20 protein-coding genes, 1 tRNA gene and 1 pseudogene are annotated in these 25592 nt (G+C 51.3%); 11 read left to right on the top strand and 11 right to left on the bottom strand.

The window, feature by feature from the left end; all coding sequences use genetic code 11:
- Positions 1-2: 2 nt before the first annotated feature.
- Together EL098_RS02225 and EL098_RS02220 are read left to right on the top strand one after the other, a co-directional pair.
- Positions 3-1382: a Shedu immune nuclease family protein gene (locus tag EL098_RS02225; protein ID WP_126354464.1), complete on the top strand. Its 1380-nt coding sequence runs from the start codon at positions 3-5 to the stop codon at positions 1380-1382.
- A complete protein-coding gene (locus tag EL098_RS02220; protein WP_126354463.1) occupies positions 1379-3397 on the top strand; it encodes an ATP-binding protein in 2019 nt (672 codons plus the stop codon). The genes EL098_RS02225 and EL098_RS02220 overlap by 4 nt, the downstream gene beginning before the upstream one ends.
- A gap of 389 nt (positions 3398-3786) precedes the next feature.
- On the opposite strand, the gene EL098_RS02215 is transcribed toward EL098_RS02220, so the two are convergent.
- The 6 genes and pseudogenes from EL098_RS02215 to EL098_RS02180 form a co-directional block, all read right to left on the bottom strand.
- Positions 3787-5073 carry a tyrosine-type recombinase/integrase gene (locus tag EL098_RS02215; RefSeq protein ID WP_126354462.1) on the bottom strand — a complete coding sequence of 429 codons (1287 nt, stop codon included), beginning with the start codon at positions 5071-5073 and terminating at the stop codon, positions 3787-3789.
- 753 nt (positions 5074-5826) lie between these two features.
- Positions 5827-8160: a primase-helicase zinc-binding domain-containing protein gene (locus tag EL098_RS02200; RefSeq protein WP_126354459.1), complete on the bottom strand. Its 2334-nt coding sequence runs from the start codon at positions 8158-8160 to the stop codon at positions 5827-5829.
- 14 nt (positions 8161-8174) lie between these two features.
- A complete protein-coding gene (locus EL098_RS02195; RefSeq protein ID WP_126354458.1) occupies positions 8175-8495 on the bottom strand; it encodes a DUF5375 domain-containing protein in 321 nt (106 codons plus the stop codon).
- Positions 8492-8719 carry a hypothetical protein gene (locus EL098_RS02190; RefSeq protein ID WP_126354457.1) on the bottom strand — a complete coding sequence of 76 codons (228 nt, stop codon included), beginning with the start codon at positions 8717-8719 and terminating at the stop codon, positions 8492-8494. The genes EL098_RS02195 and EL098_RS02190 overlap by 4 nt, the downstream gene beginning before the upstream one ends.
- Complete coding sequence (locus tag EL098_RS02185) at positions 8716-9273, bottom strand: host cell division inhibitor Icd-like protein (protein WP_126354456.1); 558 nt, start codon at positions 9271-9273, stop codon at positions 8716-8718. Before EL098_RS02185 ends, EL098_RS02190 begins: the two co-directional genes overlap by 4 nt.
- Positions 9270-9537, bottom strand: a pseudogene (locus EL098_RS02180) (helix-turn-helix transcriptional regulator). The gene EL098_RS02185 and the pseudogene EL098_RS02180 overlap by 4 nt, the downstream one beginning before the upstream one ends.
- A gap of 563 nt (positions 9538-10100) precedes the next feature.
- On the opposite strand from EL098_RS02180, the gene EL098_RS02175 reads away from it, so the two are divergent.
- The 4 genes from EL098_RS02175 (at position 10101) to EL098_RS02160 (ending at position 14821) form a co-directional block, all read left to right on the top strand.
- Entirely contained in the window at positions 10101-10931 is an 831-nt protein-coding gene (locus EL098_RS02175; RefSeq protein ID WP_126354454.1) for a capsid protein, read from the top strand.
- Positions 10928-11173 (top strand): ogr/Delta-like zinc finger family protein, encoded by a 246-nt coding sequence (locus tag EL098_RS02170; RefSeq protein WP_126354453.1) that lies wholly within the window; start codon positions 10928-10930, stop codon positions 11171-11173. Before EL098_RS02175 ends, EL098_RS02170 begins: the two co-directional genes overlap by 4 nt.
- A 15-nt stretch (positions 11174-11188) precedes the next feature.
- The gene (locus EL098_RS02165) at positions 11189-11701 is read left to right on the top strand and encodes a phage polarity suppression protein (protein ID WP_126354452.1); all 513 of its coding nucleotides are present in this window, start codon (positions 11189-11191) and stop codon (positions 11699-11701) included.
- Between the two features lie 366 nt (positions 11702-12067).
- Positions 12068-14821, top strand: a complete 2754-nt coding sequence (locus EL098_RS02160) for a TrlF family AAA-like ATPase (protein ID WP_126354451.1) — start codon at positions 12068-12070, stop codon at positions 14819-14821.
- Between the two features lie 47 nt (positions 14822-14868).
- Here the strand turns inward: EL098_RS02160 and EL098_RS02155 are convergent, their stop codons facing one another.
- Positions 14869-16131, bottom strand: coding sequence for a tyrosine-type recombinase/integrase (locus EL098_RS02155; protein WP_126354450.1), 1263 nt, complete (start codon positions 16129-16131; stop codon positions 14869-14871).
- 163 nt (positions 16132-16294) lie between these two features.
- Positions 16295-16379: transfer RNA gene (locus tag EL098_RS02150), tRNA-Leu, on the bottom strand.
- A gap of 263 nt (positions 16380-16642) precedes the next feature.
- Here EL098_RS02150 and EL098_RS02145 point away from each other — a divergent pair.
- From EL098_RS02145 to ahr, 3 genes are all read left to right on the top strand, one after another.
- Positions 16643-17650: an HNH endonuclease domain-containing protein gene (locus tag EL098_RS02145; protein WP_126354449.1), complete on the top strand. Its 1008-nt coding sequence runs from the start codon at positions 16643-16645 to the stop codon at positions 17648-17650.
- Positions 17650-18228 (top strand): class I SAM-dependent methyltransferase, encoded by a 579-nt coding sequence (locus tag EL098_RS02140; protein ID WP_126354448.1) that lies wholly within the window; start codon positions 17650-17652, stop codon positions 18226-18228. The genes EL098_RS02145 and EL098_RS02140 overlap by 1 nt, the downstream gene beginning before the upstream one ends.
- Before the next feature lie 121 nt (positions 18229-18349).
- On the top strand, positions 18350-19369 hold the full coding sequence (gene ahr / locus EL098_RS02135; protein ID WP_126354447.1) for an NADPH-dependent aldehyde reductase Ahr: 1020 nt from the start codon (positions 18350-18352) through the stop codon (positions 19367-19369).
- Between the two features lie 32 nt (positions 19370-19401).
- Here ahr and EL098_RS02130 read toward each other — a convergent pair whose 3' ends face one another.
- Entirely contained in the window at positions 19402-21042 is a 1641-nt protein-coding gene (locus tag EL098_RS02130) for a dihydroxyacetone kinase subunit DhaK (protein ID WP_126354446.1), read from the bottom strand.
- Between the two features lie 137 nt (positions 21043-21179).
- On the opposite strand from EL098_RS02130, the gene EL098_RS02125 reads away from it, so the two are divergent.
- A complete protein-coding gene (locus EL098_RS02125; protein WP_126354445.1) occupies positions 21180-22682 on the top strand; it encodes a helicase HerA-like C-terminal domain-containing protein in 1503 nt (500 codons plus the stop codon).
- On the opposite strand, the gene EL098_RS02120 is transcribed toward EL098_RS02125, so the two are convergent.
- Positions 22660-23055, bottom strand: coding sequence for a hypothetical protein (locus tag EL098_RS02120; RefSeq protein WP_126354444.1), 396 nt, complete (start codon positions 23053-23055; stop codon positions 22660-22662). The genes EL098_RS02125 and EL098_RS02120 overlap by 23 nt on opposite strands.
- A gap of 72 nt (positions 23056-23127) precedes the next feature.
- Here EL098_RS02120 and EL098_RS02115 point away from each other — a divergent pair, with 72 nt between their 5' ends.
- Entirely contained in the window at positions 23128-24357 is a 1230-nt protein-coding gene (locus EL098_RS02115) for an amino acid permease (protein WP_126354443.1), read from the top strand.
- A gap of 39 nt (positions 24358-24396) precedes the next feature.
- Here EL098_RS02115 and EL098_RS02110 read toward each other — a convergent pair whose 3' ends face one another.
- Complete coding sequence (locus EL098_RS02110) at positions 24397-25356, bottom strand: IS110 family RNA-guided transposase (RefSeq protein ID WP_126354442.1); 960 nt, start codon at positions 25354-25356, stop codon at positions 24397-24399.
- Positions 25357-25592: the final 236 nt, after the last annotated feature.

The following is a 25592-nucleotide window of genomic DNA, read 5'->3' as shown; positions in this document are numbered from 1 at the left end:
GCATGGCTAAGCTATTGCCCGAAGATTTCAGCCCTGAAGATCTGAATATTGAGATTGAAGAATTATTTCCTAACTGCACGGAAATATTTTATCTTCCGAGCCCCTATGATCTAGAAGTTGCAGGAATGGATTCGAACGATCCGAGTCAGCACAAAAGAAAGATTGCACTTTTTAGCGGTCAGGATGGTTTTATCTCGATCTTTCCCATATATACCTTGCCTACCCATCCGCAATACTTAAAAAATAAGTATGAAAGAATAAATCAAATTGATATTGAAATTAATCTTCACTCTGCACCTTACACAAAAGAAGAGGTGATTGAATGCTTGCAAATTTTGCCAGCAGGTTTTATCAAAGACATTCGCTATGGTTTGGGATTGACAAAAGAATATCGTGCGATAATTTCAGCCATTGAAGAGCACACAAAGTTTCAATGTCTTCTTATTAATAAGGAAAAAACCGGCGATACTGATTATGAATGTTTTAATCTAAATTTGTATGATTATGATGAAATGCGCCGCGCTTGTAACCGCATAACAGAAAGAACTCGGAAAGTTGCGCGTATAACGAAGGCAGCCGCCACCTACAACCATATTGCTTATCAATTGGGTGTTGAGCAAAAACCATTACATACCGACAATGATCACATTAGCAAGATGCTTCGGATCAAGATAACGGATACTGATAAGCAAGCCGCTATGAATATGGTTACGGAAGACAAATCAGTGGTAAAACAAACCGACTCACTCACCTTGGCCAAGTTGAAAAATGATATCGAGTTGGCTTCATTAGAGCGTTTAATTAGTTCTTATGAAGACTTGCTAAACAAAAAGACTAAAGAAGATACCTGGCAGAAAATCTTCAATCAAAACCCATTTATCTTGAGTCTAGCCTTCGGCTATCCGGCAATAAAAATATCAGACCAGGCAAGTATTGGCGGAAAACGTTTGACTGGTGATGGCGAAAAAATAACGGACTATCTAATTAAAAATGGTATAACGAACAACTTAGCTCTCATTGAAATCAAAAAGCCCTCTTCCGTCTTACTGAATAAAAAACCCTATAGAGGATCTGTTTATTGCGCCTCCACAGAACTTACCGGTTCTGTAACACAAGTACTCGATCAGTGTTATCAGCTACAGCAAAACATCGCCACTATAAAGAACAACAATCGAATTTATGACATTGAATCATATGCTGTTCACTGTATTCTAGTGATTGGTACTATGCCAAGTGATGAAGACGAGAAAAAGTCTTTTGAGATGTACCGACGTAATTCGAAGAACGTGCAAATCACTACATTTGATGAGCTCTTACTCAAGTTAAAGCAACTGCACGAGTTTCTCAACAATAGCGATGAAAAAGAGGAGGTTGCACCGTGAGCCTACAAACAAATTTAAAGGGCCGCTTACGAAATACTTCATTGCCTAAGAGTCACGGCCTAATGCCAGTATTTGAGGCGGTGGTAAACTCCATTCATTCTATTGAGGAGACCAATAACACTACTGATGGAAAGGTTATCCTTCGCATCAATCGCACCACTCAAGGCAGCCTAGATTTAGACGCAAAATCCCAATCGCCAATCATCGGCTTCACTATAATTGATAATGGCTGTGGATTTGACGAAGCCAACTTTAAGTCATTTGAAACCCTAGATTCTGACCACAAAATTGACAAGGGGTGCAGGGGTGTTGGCCGTCTGATGTGGCTTAAAGTGTTTGGTCTGGTCGAAGTGGAAAGCCACTTTTTCGATGTTGATGATAAGCTTAAAAAACGCATATTTCGCTTCGACGATAAATCGGGAGTCCACGGTGAAAAGGTTGTAGAAGCCACATACGAAAAATCTGGCACCATTATAAAACTTCTCGATTTTGATGAAAACTTTCGAAAGCAGGTTCCTGCAAAAGGCCAGTCCATAGCCAATCAATTGCTGGAACATGTTCTATGGTATTTCGTACGGCAAGGAAGCGCACCCAAGATACTTCTAGAAGACGCGGACGAGGTGTTTGACCTCGATCTTTTGCTCCAAGAGCATATGCATGCCAGCGCCTTTCTCGAAACAATAACAATTCGTGGCCACCAATTCGAATTAACTCATATCAAATTTCGTGCATCCGTTAATAAAAAACACCAACTGGCACTCTGCGCAGCTAATCGACTGGTTAAAGAAGAGTCCATTCAAGGAAAAATTCCTGGACTGTACGGAAAAATTTCTGACGTTTCCGGTGAGTTTACTTATACATGTTACATATCTTCCGACTACCTGAACCAACATGTGCGCAGTGAGCGTACCTCTTTTGATATTGCTGAAGATGTTGAGGACATGCTCAACGAAGTAAGCTTCAAAGACATTAGGGAAGCCGTGTTGATTCGTACCAAGGAGTACCTGCAAGATATTTTGGCAGAAAACGTGTCAGCTGGTCGCAGACGAGTGGATGATTTTATCAACAATCATGCTCCGCGCTATCGCCCGATTGCCAATTATGTTCCAGAAGAGTTATTGATCGTTGACCCAGAAAAATCAGATAAAGAGCTGGAACTACACCTGCATGCTCAGTGGTATGAAGTGGAGCGTCAGTTGGTGAGCGAAGGCCATGACATCATGCTGCCTCAGAATAGAGAGCATGTAGAAGAATATAAAGAACGGTTAGGCGACTACCTACGCAAAGCAGGGGACCTTAAGAAATCAGATCTTGCCAATTACGTTTCACACCGCAAGGTTATTATCGACCTTTTACAAAAATCTATTGAGCGACTAGAGGACGGAAAGTACGCCCGTGAAGATATAATTCACGAACTAATCATGCCTATGCGAAAGGATTCCGTCGAGGTTTTCCTAGACTCTTGTAACCTTTGGCTAATCGATGAGCGCTTGGCATTTCATAACTATTTAGCTTCTGATAAAACGCTCAGCTCGATGCCAATCACTGGCAATGAATCAACCAAAGAGCCAGACTTGCTCAGTCTAAGAGTATTTGATAATCCACTTCTTGTTAACGACCAGATCAGTTTTCCACTTGCAGCCATTACAGTTATCGAAATCAAACGCCCCATGCGTAATGATATGCGAGAAGGTGAAGATAAAGACCCTATTGATCAGGCGCTCAGTTATTTAGAGCGGATACGCGAGGGTAAAGTAACTACAAAATCCGGTCGCCCAATTCCGGGAAATAATGATATACCGGGCTATTGTTATGTACTTTGTGACCTTACTGAATCCATGCACCGGCGCTGCCGTCGAGCAAATCTGCGGATCACATCTGATGGGATGGGCTATTTCGGTTATAACGAACCTTCCCATGCCTATATCGAAGTGATTAGTTTTGACCAATTAGTAAAAACGGCCAGAGAGCGTAACCGGGCATTCTTCGACAAGCTTGGATTGCCTTCCGCTTAGGATTAGTTAGGGGGGCAGCAATAGAATATGTAATATTGCTAATGTCAGGCCACACTGGCGGTATATGATTACAAACTCTTGCATCCAGCTTTACTGAAACATTAGCCCTTCAGCAATCGATATTTTTTGAGCAGTAACTATGGAATATTGAATTATTCATTTTTCCATAGTTAGATTTCGGCCTGAATTATCAACTTTTCCAAAAAAATGACTTCATACCTGTAACACACAGCGTATGACTACAACTTACTGTAATAAAAAATAAAATGTGAGGTAAAAATCGATATCGCACTATATCGATCTTTATCAATTAGAGGATCAAAAGATGCCGAGCCATCTTCACGGCTAAGCATCTTTTTATTTAGCTTCCCAACTTGACGAAGTAAATTTTACAGAGCGGAACTATCGCCCTGTCGATTCACACTTTCAATCTTCGAAAAATCAAACGGACTAACCCCCCTCTCCCGATTGGCATCCAGATAATCCGCCCACCACTGCAGCATCAGCCTCCTCTCTCCCAAATGCTCCGCCTTATGGATGTAAGCTGCCCGAACAGAGCTACGCTCCTGATGGCTCATCTGCCTCTCCACCGCATCCCTCGACCACAATCCTGATTCAATAAGTGAACTACACGCCATAGTCCTGAATCCATGCCCACAAATTTCCGTTTTCGTGTCATAGCCCATCACTCGTAGAGCCTTGTTCACCGTGTTCTCACTCATGGGTTTACGCGGATCGTGATCTCCTACGAAGATCAGGTCACGGTTCCCATTCATGCTTTTGATCTTTTCCAAAATAGCCAGAGCCTGCTGCGATAAAGGAACTAGATGTGGAGTCTTCATCTTGGATCCACGCTGAGAGTGTTTAACGCCTTCCAGCGGTTCACGCTCACCAGGAATCGTCCACATGGCTGTTTCAAAATCCACTTCTGACCAGCGTGCAAAACGTAGTTCACTTGAGCGGATAAACACTAACAAAGTGAGCTCGACGGCTAATCGAGTTAAAGGCCTGCCGGAGTAATGATCAATACGATGAAGTAGTTCAGGTATACGGTTAAGCTCCAGTGCCGCACGATGCTGTCTTTTCGCCGTAGCAACCGCACCGGCAATTTCTTGTGCAGGGTTGTAGTCGATTAAACCGCTCTGAACGGCAAAGCGCATAATCGCGGTAGTCCGCTGCTGTAAACGGGCGGCGACTTCAAGACGCCCGGATGACTCCACAGCTTTGATGGGTACGAGCAGATCCCGCGTCTTCAATTCAGCAATGTTACGCTTACCGATAATAGCAAAGAGATTATCTTCCAGGCTTTTCAATACACGAGCACTATGCGATGTAGACCATTTCTGATTGCTGGCATGCCAGTCTCTGGCAACCACTTCAAACGTTATCGCCTCTTGCTCCTGCTCTACCTTAACGGCTTTCTTGTTCTCACTGGGATCGACACCATTAGCTAACAGCTTACGGGCTTCATCCCGGCGTGCCCGGACATCCGCCAACGACATTTCAGGGTATTTTCCCAGCGCCAGCATCTTCTCTTTGCCGCCAAAGCGATAACGAAGCCGCCAGTATTTGGAACCGTTAGGGTGAACCAGCAAAACCATGCCTTCACCATCAGTAAGCTTATAGGCTTTTGCTTCAGGCTTAGCCGAACGAACCTTCACATCACTCAGAGCCATGATGAGTATCCTTTCAAGGGTTCTATGTGGGTACAAACATTATCGAACCGCGATATACCCGCAGTTGTACCCGCATCAGTAAGTTGATGTAGATTGAATCAGGTTGACTTAGGTTGAATGAAAAAGCGAGGAAAGCCTTGCGGGTACTGGATTTCAGGCACAAAAAAAGACGTCCGTTGACGTCTATTGATGTTCCGATGGTGCGAAGGCCGGACTCAAAATACAAAACAACATACTGAATATAAAGAAAATTAATTAACCACTACAAACATGTGCCCCCTTTTATGCCCCCATGCTTTTCTATGCCCCTTAAGTTCACAACTGTTTGGTATTCATAAGGAAATGGATATTTTTCATTCAATGGTTAGGTTCCGTCATACGGATCCTAACCGGGGTAATATTGCACGCCAGTAAAATTCTTTTTTTCCGTATAACTGTTCACACTGTTCACCTCATGGTTTTTCTGTTTAGTATCATAAAGATAAGTGGTGATGAGTTGGTGAAGAGTGAACAATCGATTCTTCACCCAGACAAGGGGCTGGCCGCTCTGGTTGTCACAGGCTGTCGGAGGGGGATGCCGGGAGGGGGTAAAAAAGTTTTTTCTGGTTTTATTGTTCACTCTGTTCACCCTGCATTTTTTCACTTTATTTTCATTGTGTTAGCGGGTGAATATACGGTGAAGGGTGAACAGTGGAATGTTCACCTTCGGTGCCGCCAGATACAAAAAGACCGGCGAATGCCGGTCTGTGTAGGTTATGTCGCTTCGGGGTCGTCGCACTTCGGCAGCCACTCGCCGTTGCTTTCCTCTTTCAGCGTCAGGTTGGTTTGTGTCCCCTGTTTCGTGTGCCGCTTCTCGTAGTTCAGGCCGTATTCTTTCAGCATCACCGGCAGCCCTAGCCCGAACATTTTCAGGCTCAGCACGTTCCGGTAGCCGTTGGCCTCCATATACACCAGATAGGCGTGATAGAGGTAGTTCCGGGGCTGGCGCGGGACGATATTCGCATTCCCCATAAACATCCCGTTGGTCTGCGGGAGCGCTTCAAGGTAGCCGCAAAAATCAAAGGTCGGGTCAGCGTCGCGTTTGATGCTGAGCGCCTCGTCGGAGTTCTGCTGTGACTGGAGCAGGCTCCGGGCGCTCATCGGGTCGCTGAACCGCTGCATAAGCTGGCGCACAATCACGGCCAGCTCACAGGCAATTTTGTCCCGGAGCTGCGGGTCGCGCTCCTCCGGGGCAATCTGCTCCGGGAAGTGGATAATCACCCGGCGACGGGACACACCGCCGCTGCGGTCGGTGAAGCGCATCGGGTTATTGTTCACGGCCAGAATCACCGCCGGAATATGCGTTGAGTACGGGTTCTGGTATTTCGGGTCAACGGAAACCGCATCGCCGCCGGTGATGGCTTTGAGGCCAGCCCCGTCCCCGCTCCATTTCTCCTGGTCAGGCAGACGGATAAGCGAGAAGCCAATGAGGGAGGCACGTTTGCGGGGGTCTTCCAGCGTATCGATATCCGCAGACGTGGCGTTATCTTTCCCGGCGAGCAGGGTGGCGATTTCGGCCAGAATACTTTTCCCGCTGCCGCCCGGCCCGGTCACCTCGAGAAAGAGCTGCCAGTCGTAGCGGTTCGCCAGCACCATAAACAGTGCGGCGAGTATTACGTCACGTTTATCAGAACGGCCACCGGCGGCACGGTCGAGCCAGCGCCAGAAGTTCGGGGCGTGGGTCTCCAGAGACTCGCCCTCCACAGGCGGCGTAAAGTCCACCTCACACAGTGTACGCAGCCAGTTCGCCTTATTGTGGGGGCTGAACATCCCGGAACTGGTATCGAGCACACCATTGCGGAAGCCAATCAGACGCCGCGCCGGGGCGTCCTGCCGGGGAATAATCAGTTTCAGGGTCTCCACCACGGAGGCAATTTTCCCGGATGAGAACGGGGCGCGCAGACGCTGAAAGAGCGCGGCCACGTCGCGGGAGAAATCTGCCGGGGAGATAACCTTCCAGGCTCCGGCCTCATAGCGGGACAGGAGCTGGCCGTTCGGGTCAACCGCCAGCGCTTCGCCATAATGCTCATGCACCCGCATCGCCTTTTCACTGGTACTCATGGCGGTAAATTCCGCCTCGCTCATGGTGTCGAACGGGCTGGCAACCGGCGGTTTCAGGGCATCCCTCAGCGCCTGACGGGTGACCGCTTCCCCCTGCTGTACATGCGCGTCATTCCAGTCACCGAAGACCGGCGGCAGGGCGACCAGTCCCTCGCAGGCTGTCGCGGCGGCGCTGGCTTTGGTCTGGCCGTCGCCGTTGAGGTCGCGGTCAGCCGCCAGCACAATCTGGCAGGCCGGGTATTTCTGCCGGGCAAGGCTCGCCAGAGAAAGGAGGTTCACGGAGGATAGTGCCACCCACACGGTTTCCCCGGTGAGGTGATGCACGGTCAGCGCCGTGGCATAGCCCTCGGTAATCCACAGCCGTTTCCCGGCCTGTTTCTGCCCTTCGAGGGTATGCCATGCCCCTTTCACCTGGCCGCCTTTCAGGGTGCGTTTGAGGCCGTCAGCATTAATCAACTGGAGGTTTACGAGCACCCCATTTTCATCATGCAGCGGCACCACCACATCCCCGGTACGGTAGCTCACGCCGCCGGTTTTGTGGCCGGTGGTCAGCGTCAGGCCTTCCCGGTCGGGGAAGCCCTTGCGGGTCAGGTAGGCGTTGCCGGTGGCCGGGCGGGTTTTCTCAGTCAGTTTCGCGGCCAGCTCAGCCGCCGCTTTGCGGCTGGCCTCGGTTTCGGCCTCCGCTGCGGCAATGACCTCCGGGGCAACCGGCGACAGGCTGCCGGTCACGGCATTGACCTGTTTCGCAGCCTCTCCGGCGTTCAGACCTAAGACCTTCTCAACCAGTTTCAGCCCGTCACCCGCGCCACACTGGTTACAGAACCACGTCCCGCGCCCTTCTTTATCGTCAAAGCGGAAGCGGTCAGCGCCGCCGCAGACCGGACAGGCCTGATGCCGGTTTTTAATGACCTTCACGCCCAGCGCCGGGAGAATGTGCGGCCAGTGGCCGCAGGCCTGTTTTACGGTTTCCGTTACGTTCATTTTCATTCCTGTTCTCTCCCTCAGTGCAGAACCGGCGGAGTAATATGCCGGCCGCAAAGTTCATCCATCACAGCCAGCCCGAGGAAGGACAGCGCCGGGACAGCTTTCAGGGCACCGGCTTCCATCAAGTCTTCCAGCAGGGCGCAGGCAATCAGGCGGCCTTTCTCCTCGCCGTGCTGGCGCAGGTAGAACCCCTCCAGCTCGGCGGCGATGGCGCTCTCCAGCGCTTCAAGGGTGAGGTGCGGGTAACGCTGCTGACGCTCGCACACCGTCAGCCAGGCACAGGCTACGGCGCGACGATACAAAGCAGCCCGAAGGACGGGCGTTAAGGTCATTTTCATGCGCTCGCCTCCCCGGTAAGCCAGCGGTGATTACAGCGCTCGACCACGCCGTCGAGCTGGGCGGTCATGAGGTAAATTACGGAGGTGAGCTGTAACCGCTGTTCCGGGGCATGTTGCAACGTAGTGCAGTCCTGCTCCTGTGCCATTTCTGTGACGAGCTGGCCGACGTTACGCAGGTGCTCCAGGCATTCGAGATCTTTCAGGGTGAGGGTCGGCTGTTTCATGCGCACACCTCCGTCACTGGCAGACGACCGGCAAACGCGAGGATGTAGTCGCGAACAAGGGAAAGACGGGCGGTACGTTCATCCCCGGCAACGGTGCGGAGCATACAGATACGGGGTTTGCGGTCTGCGCGGCGAACGGCAGCGAAAACAAAGACGAATTGCGGGTGTGACAGGGTGAGGGTTGTAGCCATGATGGCAGCCTCCTTGAAGTAGTTTGAAAAACTACCACCGGAAACGCCAATTTCACTGGTGGTAGCCCGAACAGGGTTGGCGTAACCGGCCTTCAAGGAAACCGGCCAGCCCGAAGGCTGCCCCGCCCGGACTACCATTATCAGAATAGAACCCTGGTGCACGAATAAACACCACAGCCCTGAATATGGGTGTGCCTGAGCAACGACATAAAAAAACACGCATGGCGCGTGTCGTGTCGCCTTGAAGTTATTCGGAACGCCAATTCCGGCTGCCGATTTTGCGACAGCGGGAAAACTGTACCAGGAAACACACAACGGACGCAAGCCAGAAAAAGGGGCTTTTTGCAGAACGGGGATCCTCATGCGTCACAGCCCCGGTTACGGGCGGCGATACGGTCGGCCATCCAGGCGGTGATTTCGGTGTGTGCCCAGGCCACATTTTTACCGCCGAGGGAAATCTGCTGTGGGAAAGCGTTCCGGCTGATGAGGTCGTAAACCGTGGAGCGGGACAGGCCGCACAGGTGAAGCACTTCGGGCAGGCGTAAAAAACGCTCCTGAGTGATATCAGATACCGGCATCAGCGGTGCCGCAGGGGCAGAAGACGGGGGAAGAAAAAGCGGTGTGCATCGGGCTACCTCATAAAGTCCATACAGTACCGGGCGTGTCCGTCCGGCTTCGGGTAGCTCCTTATTATGTATATATTTTTCCTCAGGTCATGTTTGATTTTCGCGAAAACAAACATTGACTTTTTATCGATAAACCAAATGGCAAACAGAGGCAAATGTTGGCCATTGTTTGGCAAACGTTGGCAAAGTGATGACTCATTAAATATTTATTTTGTTTATATATTTTAGTTTATTAATCGCAAAAAGATCTAAGAGAGTAACCCCCCTCAAAAACAGGAGGGTGAACAGTGGTGAACAGACGGTGAACAGTCAGACCCTCAACTGTTCACCCTTTAACTTACTGTATTACTTATTTTTTTCTTTATGGTGAACAGTGGTGAAGAGTTATATATAAAAAAACAAACAGAAACAGGGGTTTCCTGAGACCTTTCTCTGGCCAGCCTGATTTTTAAGGTCTGTTTGTGCCACCGGTGCCACAACCGTAATCAATCGAGTTGTTGTCTGGTGAGCGGCAGAATGGCGTCAGGTTGAAAACACAGAGAGAGCCCGACGATGAAAGCTGACATGTTTAACGCAGTAATGAAAACCCTTGGCAGTACCCAGGATGAGACCACCCGCGCGGTTATCAATGCCGCGCTGGAAACCGTGAATGAGCCAGCCCGACAGAAAGCTGAGGCTGACCTGAATAATGCGATGGCAGCCTTCAGCCAGGCAAAAGCCGTGCACGCAGACAATATGCTGAAACTGGAGGAGGCAACACGGGCGATTACCCGCAACGAGCAGGAAATCGAGAGCGCGCAGAAGGAACGCGAACAGGCTGAAAAAAGCTGGCGCAGCCGCTTCCGCGAAGTGCTGGGGGCGATGACCCCGGAAATGAAAGCCGAGCGTTACCAGCAGGTCGCCGACCGTGAGATAGCAAATGACCTTATTGCGCTGAAAACTGAGATGGTGGCAGGTCTCAGGGAAGAAAAAGCGCAGGCCGAGGCCGCTTCACGCGAGTCAGGCATGGCATGTATCAATACCCACCGTGACGCCCTGGTCGTGTATGCACAGCATGAGTGGTCAGCCGCCATCCAGAATATCTCTCCGGCTCTGGTGCGGGCATTCAGGCTCCGCCTGCGCGCCATGCAGATGCAAGGGGAAAAACTGCCCCATGCCACCCTGATGGCCGAGCTGGGCGGCACGGTATTCACTCAGAGTGAGTTCTACGCGTGGGATATGAATCAGGAGCCGGTTATCTCGCAGCTTGGCCTCAATCGCCCTGAACTTCCCGGCGTCGATATGAGTAAATACCAGACAGCCGCCCAGCAAAATGCGTCCTGGCACCAGCGCAGACTGGCTGAGGAGGTCGCCCTGAAGGAAAAAGCGCAGGCAGCGGCGAGGGCAAGAGCATGATGCGCTGCCCGTTCTGCAAAAAGGCTGCCCATGTGCGCACCAGTCGTTACCTGTCGGATAACGTCAAACAGAGCTATCTCCAGTGCGTCAACGTGTTCTGCTCGGCCACGTTCCGCACCATCGAATCCATTGACGAGGTGATACGCCCTCCGGCAGAGACCGCCCCGCCAGAGCCTGCTCCGGCGGCCGCTGTGCCACCCCGTCGCGTGCTGGACTGCGCCCGCTCGTCACTGCGCCACTGATTCAGGAGAACAGGTATGAATCGTACACCACTGGAGCAGGCCTTTGAGGTCTGCCAGAAAAGCAAAACTGCCTGGCTGACCGCCAAAGCCGGGCTGGCACAGGCTGAGATGGCACTCCGGGAGCGGGAGCTCACCGGTCGCCCCCCGGAGCCGGAGGAAATACAGGCGCTGCGCAATGCCGCCGACCTGAAAAAACGGGAGGTCAGCCAGTCTGCCGGGTGTTACATCCGCGACCATGAGGCGGTACAGCGAATCAGCATCCGTCGCCAGCTCCACGCCTTTATGCAGGAGAACGGCACGGCGCTGGCCGTTGCCCTGGCACCCGAGGTGATGCACCTCCGCGAACTGCCGGAAAGGGTCAGGGAATGCGCCCTCGACCGCGCTGCCGCCAGCATCCGCGAAGCCTTATCCGTCCATCTGGCAAGCGGGGTTGAGGTGCATTATGCGGAGGACGACCGGGATATTCTGACGGCCATTGGGTTCCGGCCTGACAGGGCATCCCGGACAGATAATCAGGCCAGACACTGAGCCCGGTTTTCATGCACCGGCTGACCGCGCAGAAGAGCAAAAAATCCGCATAAAACGCCCCGAAAATCCGCTTTTATTTAATAAAAATAACCATGCATGCATACGCTGCATGGTTTTGCATTTATTCCCCGTATTTTTTCACACCCCGCCGCACCAGTGCTGGCGCGTCCTGAGCCCTCTCATGCACCTGCATTAAAACCGCCCCCTGAAGCGGGCAGGCGTGGCGGGGAGAGCATTGCGCGCGGTAAGTATTAATTAATTATATTTTGGTAGGATGTTTGGGATATAAAAAAGGGTTAAAGTAGGTCTGGTAACACTGAAAAGCAAAAAAATCATAATGAACCATTAATCTGACAGGAGGATGTCATGCAGCAAATAGGTTCGAAGTGGTGGAAGTTTGATTTCCACACACATACACCCGCATCAATGGATTACGGTAAAGCAGACCATCAAATAAAACAAACAATGACCCCGAGGCAATGGTTATTAGATTATATTCAACACGGAATTGAATGCATAGCAGTGACCGATCATAATACTGGGTCATGGATCGACAGATTAAAGATAGAAGCAGAAAATTTAAGATCAGAAGGGCATTCAATATACATATTTCCAAGTATAGAGATTACAGCACATGGTAACATTCATATTTTAGGTATATTCGACATTGATAAAACATCTAGCTTTATATCTCAGATAATTGGTGCAACTAACTACTCCGGTACAGAAGGGGATAGTGATGCAGTAACTCAAATCAGTCCGCAAGACGTTATTGATTTAATCATTAATCGTGGGGGAGTTGCGATTCCAGCACATATTGACAAAGCGAGCGGGCTTTGCACCGTTCATTCTTCAGGTGCGACCCTAAAGCAGATACTTACTAATGCTTCTGCAGTTGAAATAATAAGAACGCATGATGAATATGAAACCAACCAGCCAGGTTCAAGTCCACTACATGGGTATGTTTCGTTACAAACAGGACTTCCTGAGGTAATTGGTTCAGATTCTCACCACCCAAACAGAGTTGGTAGAGCTTTTACGTGGGTAAAAATGGGTACACCATCAATTGATGGATTAAAGCTTGCTTTATTTGACGGTGATGACTCATTAAAAAGATCAGATCAATACCCAAACTCTCCAAATATTTACGCGGAAAACAGAATTACATCCATAAAGATAAACAAAACTAAATACTGCGGGAGAATAAATGAATTTTCAATACAGTTTCACCCATGGTTAAATTGTATTATAGGTGGGAGAGGAAGCGGTAAATCAACCATTTTAGAATTTATGAGAACGGCTTTGGGAAGAGAGAAAGAGCTGGAGCAGTTATCATCCAACAAAGAAATGTTTAACTCTTATTCTAAACTAGCCAAAAAAGCACAGAGCAGAGATGATGATGGTGTCTTTTTAGAAGATAGTAGCATTCACGTAGAGTACTTAAAAGGAGAAAATCATTATAAGTTAGAATGGAGATATGGCGACCAGCAAATATCCATAAACCGAATTGATGGGCAAAACGTCATCCAAGAAGAAGGGAATGTAATAAGTAGATTCCCCGTGAAAATATTTAGTCAAAAGCAAATATATGAAATATCTCGCTCACCAAATTATCTTTTAAACCTGATTGATGAGTCAAGCATTGTTAACTTAACCGAATGGAACTATAAATGGGAAAATGAAGTTAGCACAATTTTTCAGTTAAGAAGAGAAGTTAAAGATTTAAAGACAAATATATCCACTAAAAGTACCTTAACCGGTCAATTAAATGATATCAATCAAAAAATAGCATCTATTGAAAGATCCAGTCATGCTAGCATATTAGCAAATTATCAGAAATCTTTAAACCAAGATAATTTGATACGTAATTTCATTACAGGAAATGTTGATTTCTTAGAAAATATAACTAGTTACATCACTCAAACCAGACCAATTAAACTTGAAGTCAATCCTGAACTTTTTATCAATCAAAATGAAACGACTACCCAAAACAAAATCCTAGAGCTTCAACAAAAAGTTGAAGATAATATTATCACATTCAATAAGACCATCAATGATGTCACTGACGAAATTAAAGGTCTAAGCAATTGGTTTGACTCATCTGCATTGAAGCAAGAAATCATTGCCAATAAAAATCAATACACCACATTAGTAGCTAACCTACAAGCTAGTGGGGTTAATAACCCAAGCGAGTATGAAAGCCTTATTGGTACAAGGAAAGCACTGTCAGAACGATTAAGTAAAATCGCTGCCGATGAAAAAACCATTGAACAAAAAGAATCAGAAATTGTTCAAAGTTACAATAAATTAGTTGAACTTCGTAAGGAAATCACAGCCCGGAGAAGACAATTCCTTGTCGACATAAATGATAATAATGCTAACTTTAAAGTTAATGTTGATTTTTGTGGTGATAAACAATTCCTTGAAAGTAGTTTTAGAAACGCTATCGATAAAAATGATACTACATTCAGCAATGAAATATACAATGAAGATGATAATGGTTTTTTAAATATATTAAACACTAAGATTAAAGAAATCTCAGAGGACAATGATGGGATTATAAATAAAATACAAGACCTAAAAAATGGATTTTTTGATAAAACCGCTAACACAATATTGGATGTGAAGTTAAGCAAGCGTTTCTTCGATTTTAAAAACTCATTGTCTGAGGAAGAGGTCACCGCCTTAATATGCTGGTTCCCTAGTGATTCAATCACAGTAAAATATAATGATGGTCGAAGATTTAAAGATCTATCTCAGGGCTCAGCAGGCCAGAAGGCAGCAACAGTTCTCGCATTTTTACTTTCCTATGGAGATGACCCTATAATTTTAGATCAGCCTGAAGATGATTTAGATAACCAACTAGTTTATGAGCTTATTGTGAAGAAAATAAAAGAAAGCAAATGCAAAAGGCAAATAATTATAATAACTCACAATCCTAACATTGTTGTGAACGGAGACTCTGAACTAGTTGTTTCATTAAGCCAGCAGTCAGGTATCACTGATTTCCTTTCCTTTGGAGGATTACAAGAACGTGAAGTAAGAAAAAACATCTGTGACATAATGGAAGGGGGCAGAGACGCATTTAGTCAACGCTATAGAAGGATTGTTTCTGCTTAAAAGCATTTGCCTCTCTCTCGAAAAGAGAGAGGCAAATACTCTCAACATCAATATGTTTGATGTTTTGCATAATCGAATGGAGTTACAAATTCATTTTTGTTGGCATCGAGATAGTTAGCCCACCACTGCACCATCAAACGTCGTTCATCCAAATGCTCAGATGTATGAATATACGCAGCGCGTACATTATTGCGTTCTGAATGGCTCAGTTGCCGTTCTATCGCGTCATCGCTCCATAACCCCGACTCTCCTAGAGCACCTCGCGCCATAGTCCTAAAACCATGCCCGCAAACCTCCGTCTTAGTGTCATAGCCCATCGTGCGTAACGCACTATTCACAGTGTTTTCACTCATGACCTTCGTTGCGTCGTGATCCCCCGGAAAGAGCAGCTCTTTATCACCACTGATTTGCTTGAGCTGCTCTAACAACGCCACAGCTTGTAGGCTAAGTGGAACAATATGTTCCTCTTTCATCTTCATGCCACGGTAGGAGTAACGCACGCCTTTTATCTCTTCTCGCTTCGCCGGTATGCGCCAGAGAGCCTTTTCAAAATCAAACTCATCCCAACGGGCAAAACGCATTTCGCTAGAGCGAACAAAAGTCAGCAGTGAAAGCTCGACCGCGATCCGTGTCATTACACGGCCACGGTATGCGGCAAGACGCGCAAGAAACTCAGGGAAGCGGCTGGAGGGTAATGCGGGATAGTGTCGCGCTTTGGTTGTAGATAACGCACCGGCCATGTCACTGGCCGGATTGGAGTCGATGTAATCGTTCTGTACGGCGTAACGCATTATGGCCGTGACGCGCTGTTGAAGGCGCTGTGCGACGTCATGCTTGCCACTTGCATCAACTTTTTTAATCGGGGCTAATAGCTGGCTGGTTTTGAGCTGACGAATATCAGATGAACCAATATAAGGGAAGATATACAGCTCAAGATAACGAAGAACGCGCGAGCGATGGTCTTCACTCCAGCGTTTATTACTGGCATGCCATTCGCGGGCGATGGTTTCGAAAGTATATGCCCCAGCGTTCTCGGCCTGAGCTTCCTTCTGTTCGGCTTTTGGGTCGATGCCCTGAACTAATAGCTTTTTGGCTTCATCACGTTTTGCCCTTGCTTCCGCAAGAGTCACGGTCGGCCAAACACCAAATGCCAGGCGATCCTCTTTTTTGTCAGAAGGACGTCTGTATTTCATGCGCCAGTATTTAGAACCCTTAGCCGAAACCTCAAGATACAAACCGCCGCCGTCGGCCATTTTATAGTTTTTGTCTTTGGGCTTTGCGGTCTCTACCTGCCTGGCATTGAGCTTCATTTGGGGGCACATTTCTAATCGAAGTTAAGATGCCCCCAATTATGCCCCCAGTGCCCCCCGGATTTCAACGGACTATCTCGGACGATGCAGGACGTAATAAACACTACAAGCATTGATTTTTAAGGGAAAATTGGACTTTCTCGGATAGTCTTGGAAGTACTAATGGTGCCGAAGGCCGGACTCGAACCGGCACGTATCTCTACGGTTGATTTTGAATCAACTGCGTCTACCGATTTCGCCACTTCGGCACTGAAGGGGTATGCGGAAACGTTGTGGATTATACCTGTCGCAGGCGGCCTTGCAAGCGGCGCGGTTCCTAAGTGTTGTTAAGTGCTGAATTTTTCAGCGCTCCCATTTGGAATACCCTTCCCCATCTGATAAGCACTCCTCCACCTCACACATTCAGCAAATCTATCGCTCTACGGTTTACATCAGCTTTCATTTGTTATGTGATCCAGTTACGGGTTTTCGTACCCATCCCCTTGCACCGCCAAACCGTAACAGGACACGTATGGATTTCATCCAGCACGATCGTGCGCTCGAGAACTACTGGCGCGGCGTTATCCTTTTTGGAAAGAACGTCGCATCTTACAAATTTGCCCTCGCGCACGCCCTGTATGAGACAGATAAATCCGGCAGCGATCTGGTTACCCTGGAGGCGCTCGCGCTCCCGTTCAGCCAGCATCTGTGCAGGCATCTTCTCCATGCCCCAAAGCAAATCACTTCCGCCAGCAGCAAGTACCTGGCCGTCTGCGAGCAATTTAACCGGGGTGAACTCACTCTGAACGCACTCCTGGAGGCCACGGTGCGGGACGGTTTTAATAACGTGATTGATGCCTTTCACAACGTGAATTTCGCGGAGCTGGATAAACGCTTCTTCCTGGACGAGCGCAAAACGCATAAAGGTATTCGGCTGACGGATAATTTCTACCAGCTTGCCGAGCGGCAGCAGTACCAGAACCTGATTATCGAGACGGAAGCACGCTGGCGTCTGGTGGAGCATGCCTGGGCGACGGGCATTTCCACCAATCTCGTTGCCGTGGAGTACAGCGCAGAAGACAACCTGCTCTTCAGCAGAGTGAACGAGCGCCGGGTCAATATCACCAGCTGCCGGGACAGCATCAACGGCTACCAGAAAGGCTCCTGCTTCTACTGCTACAGGCCAATAAGCATCCAATCGGGCGATGAGCAGCTCGCAGACGTGGACCACTTCATTCCTTGGGCGGGCCGGAGCTACGTGCCGAACATCAACGGCGTGTGGAACCTGGTGCTTGCCTGCAAAAGCTGTAACAGCCGCAAATCCTCGCGCCTGGCGGAATTAAATTATCTGGAGCGGCTGAACACCAGGAATGAATTTTTCATTCAGAGTAAACTGCCTCTCCACCAGACCATCGTTCAGCAAACCGGTAAGAACCCCGCACAGCGCCTCGCCTTCCTCAAAGCTAACTGGCAGGTGGTTAAAAACGAGCGGGCATTTCATACCTGGAAACCCGAAACGGAAGCAGAGGCTACCTTCTGATGCCCCAGGATTATTACCAGACCCACGCCCAAGCCTTCTTCGACGGCACGGTGAACGTGGATATGTCCTCGCTGTATGCCGCATTTACCAGCCGCCTGTCTGCCCGTGCAAAAGTGCTGGATGCAGGGTGCGGCTCCGGGCGGGACGCGCTGGCCTTCACGCAGATGGGCTTTCAGGTAGATGCCTTCGACGCATCTTCTGAACTGGTGATGCTGGCACGAGAGCATAGCGGTCTGCCGGTGAGGCAAATGACGTTTGCCGATGTAGATGCGCAGCAAGAGTACGACGGTATATGGTGCTGCGCCTCGCTGCTGCATGTGCCTTTTGCACAGCTACCCGGCACGATGCAGAAGCTGGCGACGGCCTTAAAACCCGGAGGCATCTGGTACTTCTCGTTTAAATACGGCGATAGCGAACGGGAGAAGGATGGCCGCAGCTTTACCGATATCAACGAGGCAAGGCTAACAGCCTTGTTAAAGGATCCGCCGGAGCTGGAGATAGCAGAGCAATGGCTCACTCGCGATGTTCGCCCTGACCGGGATGAGCGATGGCTGAACGTTATTCTTATTCGCCGCTAACTTGCCCCATGCCAAACCCCACCACTTCTCCTGTGCGAATCGCCATCATCGGGCCGGGACAGATCGCATCCCACGCCCAATGTTCTACACTGGTTGCAGAGCCAATACAGAGGAAGAGCGAATGTCTGTTATCAAAAGTTATGCCGCGCCAAAGGCCGGTGCGGAGCTGGCGCTTCAGGATTTCGACGCGGGCGATCTGCTGCCGGAAGACGTCGAGGTTAAGGTCGAATACTGCGGCATCTGCCATTCGGACCTGTCGATGATCGATAACGAATGGGGGTTCTCGCAGTATCCGCTGGTCGCCGGGCATGAGGTGATTGGGCGCGTACATGCGCTGGGCTCGGCGGCACAGAATAAAGGGCTGAAAGTTGGGCAACGCGTCGGCATCGGCTGGACGGCGAGAAGCTGCGGCCACTGCGACGCCTGCATCAGCGGCAGCCAGGTCAACTGTCAGGAAGGCAGCGTCCCCACCATCGTCAACCGCGGCGGCTTCGCCGATAAAATTCGTGCCGACTGGCAATGGGCGATCCCGCTGCCGGAGTCCATCGATATCGAATCCGCCGGGCCGCTGCTGTGCGGCGGCATAACGGTGTTTAAACCGCTGCTGATGCACCACGTCACCGCCACCAGCCGCGTGGGCGTGATAGGCATCGGCGGCCTAGGGCATATCGCCATCAAGCTGCTGCACGCCATGGGCTGCGAGGTGACGGCGTTCAGCTCTAACCCTTCCAAAAAAGAAGAAGTGCTGGCGATGGGTGCCGATAAAGTGGTGAACAGCCGCGATCCGGAAGCGTTAACCGCGCTGGCAGGCCAGTTCGATCTGATCATCAATACCGTCAACGTCGATCTCGACTGGATGCCATACTTCAAGGCGTTGGCGTTCGGCGGAAACTTCCATACCGTCGGCGTGGTGATGAAGCCGCTCAAGGTACCGGCCTTCACCCTGATTGGCGGCGACCGCAGTGTCTCCGGGTCGGCAACCGGTTCTCCGCACGAGCTGCGTTCGCTGATGAAGCTGGCGGGCCGCACGAAGGTGCAGCCGCAGATCGAGCTGTATCCGATGTCGAAAATCAACGAGGCCATCCAGCACGTGCGGGACGGCAAAGCCCGCTATCGCGTGGTGTTGAAAGTGGATTTCTGATGTAAGAAAGGCTCCCGAGGGAGCCTTTTTAGTTACTTCACTAGCCCGGCAAACACCGCCGCTACGGCGACTGCCCCCGGGTCTTTTACCCCTTCCAGATTATCGCTGTTCACGTAGGATGAGCGACCGGCGTTGGCTTTTTGCATCTTCGCCGTCTCTTCCGCACCCTTCTCTGCTGCCTTCGCGGCGGCCTTCAGGTCTTTATCCCTTAACGCTTCCAGCGCCGGCTGCAGGGCGTCGATCAGCGTTCTGTCACCCAGATCCGCGCCGCCGTAGCGCTTCATTTGCGCCAGGCCAAACAGCAGGGATTCGGCCAGCGGCTGTTTCTCGCCAACTTTCTGCCCGGCTGCGGTAAAGAAGATCGACATCAGCACGCCGCTGGAGCCACCCATCACGGTGGCGAGCCGCTCGCCCACCAGCCCAAGCAGCGCGGCGGCGTCGTTCAGCGGCAGCTTGCCTTTGTCGTTCAGGTTGGCGATGTCGCGTGCGCCTTCGGCAAAGGTTGAGCCGGTATCGCCGTCGCCCACTTTGGCATCCAGCGCGTTGAGATGATTCTCCTGGGCGATCAGCGTTTGGGTCACGCTGGCCACCAGCGCTTTCACGTCCTCGTTAGCAGACGCTTTAACCGTATGGTCTTCCCGGATTGCCGGCTGCTTCTGCGCCGGCATCTTGTGGTATTTCACCATCGGCTGCCAGCCTGCGGTTTCCACGTCTGACTCCAGCGCCTTGATAAAGTCCGGAGTCAGCTTAATGGTGGAGAGCGAGAAACCTTTCATGTCGAGGGCGCTAACCAGCGGCGCGGGGCCGATAAGGTATTTGATCTGCGAGCCGAGTTCCGAGTGCATCAGCTCTTTGGTCAGCAGCGCCATTTCCAGCGACGAGACGCCGCCGAGGTTGTTGATCAGCACCGCCAGCTCGCTCTCTTTACCCGTCGCTTTACCCAGGTGCTTCACCAGCGTGGCGATCACTTCTTTGCTGTTTTGAGTATCTACCGTGCTGGCACCCGGCTCGCCGTGAATGCCCAGCCCAAGCTCGACGTGGCCGCCTTTAATGCGCCCTTCTTCTTCATCGCTGCCCGGCAGGTTGCAGGTTTGCATCGCCACGCCCATGCTGGCAATGCTGTCGCAGGCCTTTTGCGCGATGTCACGCACGTCACCAAGAGATTTACCCTGCTCTGCGGCATAGCCCGCAATTTTGTGGACTAATGCCGTTCCGGCGATGCCGCGCGGCTGTTTGTTATCCGGTAGCGAGATGTCGTCCCCGACGATCACCATCTCGACCTTCAGGCCGTGCCTTTTGGCTTTCTCGGCGGCCAGGCCGAAGTTCAGCCGGTCCCCGGTGTAGTTTTTGACGATAAGCAGGCAGCCGCGGTCGCCGGTAACGCCGACAATGGCGTTCAGTACAGCGTCCACGCTCGGCGAGGCAAACAGGTCGCCGCATACCGCAGCGGTCAGCATCCCTTTGCCAACAAAGCCGACGTGCGCTGGTTCATGGCCCGAGCCGCCGCCGGAGATAATCGCGACTTTGCTTTTGTCCCAGTCGCTGCGGGCGACTACGCGAATGGCGGGGTCAATATCCAGGCGCACAAGGTTGCGGTGGCGGGAACTGATAATCACGCCTTCGATGGCATCGTTGACCAGCTGCTTACGATCGTTATAAAAGAATCTGGACATAGCTTTCCCTGTATTCAGAAAGAGGTCTGCAAAGCATAGCCCTTTGCCCGACCTCCGGGGTAAACATGGGAAGATCCCGATGCTCAATTCGTGCGGAAAGCTATGCTTTAGACAAATGTTGCCACAGGGAAACGCTGATGACTGAACCACTGCTGATTGCCAGAACCAAAGAGACTGAACTGCATATTCTGCCCAACATGGCCAACCGCCACGGACTTATCACCGGCGCAACCGGGACGGGCAAAACCGTCACGCTGCAAAAGCTGGCAGAGTCATTCTCGGAGATCGGCGTGCCGGTGTTTATGGCCGACGTGAAGGGAGACTTAACCGGCGTTGCCGAAGAAGGCGCAGAGTCAGAGAAGCTGCTGGCCCGGCTCGCCAATATCGGCGTGACGGACTGGTCCCCGCACGGCAACCCGGTCGTGCTATGGGACATCTTTGGGGAAAAAGGCCATCCGGTTCGCGCCACCGTGTCTGACCTTGGGCCATTGCTTTTAGCTCGCCTGCTTAACCTGAACGACGTGCAAAGCGGCGTGCTGCAAATTATCTTCCGCATTTCGGACGACCAGGGCCTGCTGCTGCTGGATTTTAAAGATCTGCGCGCCTTAACCCAGTACATCGGCGATAACGCCAAATCCTTCCAGACGCAGTACGGCAATATCAGCAGCGCCTCGGTGGGCGCCATCCAGCGCGGGCTACTTTCCCTCGAGCAGCAGGGCGCAGAGTACTTCTTCGGCGAGCCGATGCTGGATATCAAAGACTGGATGCGCACCGACTCTAACGGCAAAGGGATCATCAACATCCTGTCGGCGGAAAAGCTCTACCAGATGCCGAAGCTCTACGCCGCCAGCCTGCTGTGGATGCTGTCCGAGCTTTACGAGCAGCTGCCGGAAGCGGGCGATCTCGATAAGCCTAAGCTGGTCTTCTTCTTCGATGAAGCTCACCTGCTGTTTAACGACGCTCCGCAGGTCCTGCTGGACAAAGTCGAGCAGGTGATCCGCCTGATCCGCTCCAAAGGCGTGGGCGTGTACTTCGTGACGCAAAACCCGTCCGACATCCCCGATATCGTGCTCGGCCAGCTCGGCAACCGCGTTCAGCACGCCCTGCGCGCCTTTACGCCAAAAGACCAGAAGGCGGTGAAAGCGGCGGCGCAGACCATGCGGGCTAATCCGGCTTTCGACACCGAAAAAGCCATTCAGGAGCTGGGCACCGGCGAGGCGCTGATTTCCTTCCTGGATGCCAAAGGTAGCCCGTCGGTCGTCGAGCGTGCGATGGTCATCGCTCCCTGTTCGCGCATGGGGCCGGTAACGGACGACGAGCGCAATGGCCTGCTGAACCACTCCCCGCTGTACGGCAAGTATGACGAAGCGATTGACCGGGAATCGGCCTACGAAATGCTGCAGAAAGGCGTACAGGCCGCGGGCGATAAGCAGGATGCGCCCCCGGCCAGAGGCCAAAGCGTGGAGGTGGATGACGGTATTCTCGGCGGGCTAAAAGACATCCTGTTTGGCAGCACCGGGCCGCGAGGCGGCAAGCGCGACGGCGTGGTGCAGACGATGGCGAAGAGCGCTGCAAGGCAGGTCACGAACCAGATTATTCGCGGCGTGCTGGGCAGCATTATGGGGGGGCGTAAGCGCTAGGTTTCGTCATTTCCCCCTCACCCTGACCCTCTCCCTCAAGGGAGAGGGGACTTTTCTTTTTCTGCCCGTTCAATTGCGCCAGTACTTCTCTCTTTCCCCCTCTCCCTTCGAGGGAGAGGAGACTTTTCTCTTTCTGTCCGTTCAATTGAGCCAGTACTTCTTTCTTTCCCGTTCTCCCTTCCAGGGAGAAGGGATCTTTCTTTTTCTGCCCGTTCAATTGAGCCAGTACTTCTTTCTTTCCCCCTCTCCCTTCCAGGGAGAGGGGATCTTTCTCTTTCTGCCCGATCAATTGCGCCAGTACTTCTTTCTTTCCCCCTCTCCCTTCCAGGGAGAGGGCCGGGGTGAGGGTAATAAAACCTGCAATAACAGCCACATGACTGACAACGGCGATTTTATGCTAGATTACGCCGGTTTTTGGAAATCAGTCAGAAGAAAAGATTAAATAATGCGCAAATTCTGGACAAAAGAAGAAACTTTGTGGAGTTTCGCCTTATATGGTACTGCCGTGGGCGCAGGAACCCTTTTTCTCCCTATTCAGCTCGGCTCCGCCGGGGCCATCGTTCTCCTGCTGACGGCCTTGATTGCCTACCCGCTGACCTACTGGCCGCACCGGGCGCTGTGTCAGTTTATTCTGTCGGCGAAAACGTCGGGCAGCGGCGGCATCACCAGCGCCGTCACCCATTACTACGGCAAAACCATCGGTAACCTGATCACCGGGCTCTACTTTGTGGCGTTTTTTGTGGTGATCCTGATTTATGCCGTCGCCATTACCAACTCCCTCATCGAGCAGCTGGCCAAACACGGGCCGATTACCACCACCGTCAGGGTGCTGGTCAGCCTCGGCGTTGTTGCGGCGCTGAACCTCATCTTCCTGATGGGGCGGCAGGTCACCATCAAAGTGATGGGCTTCCTGGTATTCCCGCTGATTGCTTACTTCCTGTTTTTATCCTTATATTTAACCAGCAGCTGGCAAACATCCCTGCTCACCGAGGGCCTGGTGCTCGACCGGCACGCGCTGGGTGAGATCTGGATGTCGATTCCAGTGATGGTCTTTGCCTTCAGCCACACGCCGATTATCTCGACATTTGCGGTGGCCCAGCGCGAAAGCCACGGCGAAGGGGCAATGGATAACAGTAAGAAGATCATGCGCGTGGCGTACTTCGTGATTTGCCTCAGCGTGCTGTTCTTTGTGTTTAGCTGCTTCCTGTCGATTCCGGCTGAGGATATTACGGCGGCAAAGGCGCAGGGTCTGACGATCCTCTCAGCGCTGTCGATGGTCCAGGGTACGCCGGCATGGCTGGGGATTTCAGGCTTTATCGTCGCGATAGTGGCGATGTCCAAGTCGTTCCTGGGCACCTATTTTGGCGTGATTGAAGGGGCGACGGCGATTGTTAAATCCTCGCTGGGCGCCGCTGGCGTGAGTAAAAGCAGAGCCTTCTGTCGGGCGCTTTCCATCACGTTGATTTCCCTGCTGACCTTCGTGGTGTGTTATATCAACCCGAACGCTCTGGCGATGATTTACGCCATCAGCGGGCCGCTTATCGCGCTGATTCTGTTTATTATGCCAACCCTGTCGACTTATCTGGTGCCCGCGCTTAAGCCGTGGCGTTCACTGGCCAATCTGCTGACGCTGATTGTCGGGATTTTGTGTGTGTCGGTGATGTTTATCCACTGATGCCCCTCTCCCTTTTAGGGAGAGATACCGTCTTGTCGGCTATCCGGCAAGCGGTATTTCGGCGTCAAATTCACGCCCTGATTTCACCACGCCATAAGCCAGCTGCAGTAGCTTTCTCATTCCTGCACATACTCGCTCTTTTCCTGCCTTACCTCTACTCTCCAGCCGCCTCATCAGGTCTTTCACCACTTCATTACACCTTCCCGCCACCACCGCAGGCATATACAGTACGCTACGCAGCTCACGGCTCCCCACTTTCGACAACCTGCTTTTTCCTTTCCACATCCCGGATTCACAACGTCGTGGGTTCAGGCCTGCATAAGCCACCAGAGCCTTACTGCTGCTAAATCGCCTCAGGTTTCCCGCGAAGGCCAGAAGATTCGTACTCAGCACATCTCCCACACCCGGGATACTCTCCAGCAGCGCCTTGTCTTTTCTCAGGTCCGGGTCATCGTCGATATGCTGTCTGATTTTCTTTTTTGTTTCTTTTATCAGTTCGTCCAGCGTGGCGATGTGTTCTTTTAACGAACCGGTTATGACCTCATCTGCGGCCTCCAGCCTGTTCTCTTCCATCTGTCGCATCTCTTCAAGATTTTTAAGATGCCGTACCAGCGCGGTCAGCTGTCGCTGGCTGAGAGGGGCCGGATGCCATTGTGCTGGCTGATACAGGGCACAATACCGCGCTATCAGTGCGGCATCGCTTTTATCCGTTTTATTTCGGGCCAGTTCGGTATGACTGAAGGCATGAATACGGGCAGGGTTTTCCAGACTGACTCGATAGCCGCCATCGGACAATGCCGTGGCGAGTTCCGTGCTGTAGCTGCCGGTAGCCTCCATACAGACGTGACAGTCTCCAAAACGGGCCAGCCAGTGAATAAACTCACGGCATCCCGCATGCGTGTTAGCAAACTTTTTAGTTTTGTATTTCTGATTAGGCAGCAGGACAGCGACATCAAATTTTAGCTTAGCAATATCAACGCCGACAGAAGTGAGGGTCATATGATTCTCCGTAACCTTATGAATAATATCGCCAGACCATCCTTATGTGTGGGTGCTCAGAGGCACAGGATACCGTTCGGTCTTGAGGCGACAGGGAGAAAGGCTGCCGGGGCATAATCTCTCCCGCGGGCTCAGGGGCACCAGGGCTAGGGGATGCTCACCGGCAACCTCCCGATGATCAGTCGGGGATCTTCCCCGCACTGGCGGGGAGGATCAAGACATAAGGGTTAAGGTAA

The organism is Cedecea lapagei (genome assembly GCF_900635955.1).
Lineage (GTDB): Bacteria > Pseudomonadota > Gammaproteobacteria > Enterobacterales > Enterobacteriaceae > Cedecea > Cedecea lapagei.
Note: the sequence above shows the minus strand (reverse complement) of the source record. Positions and strands in the feature narration are given on the sequence as shown.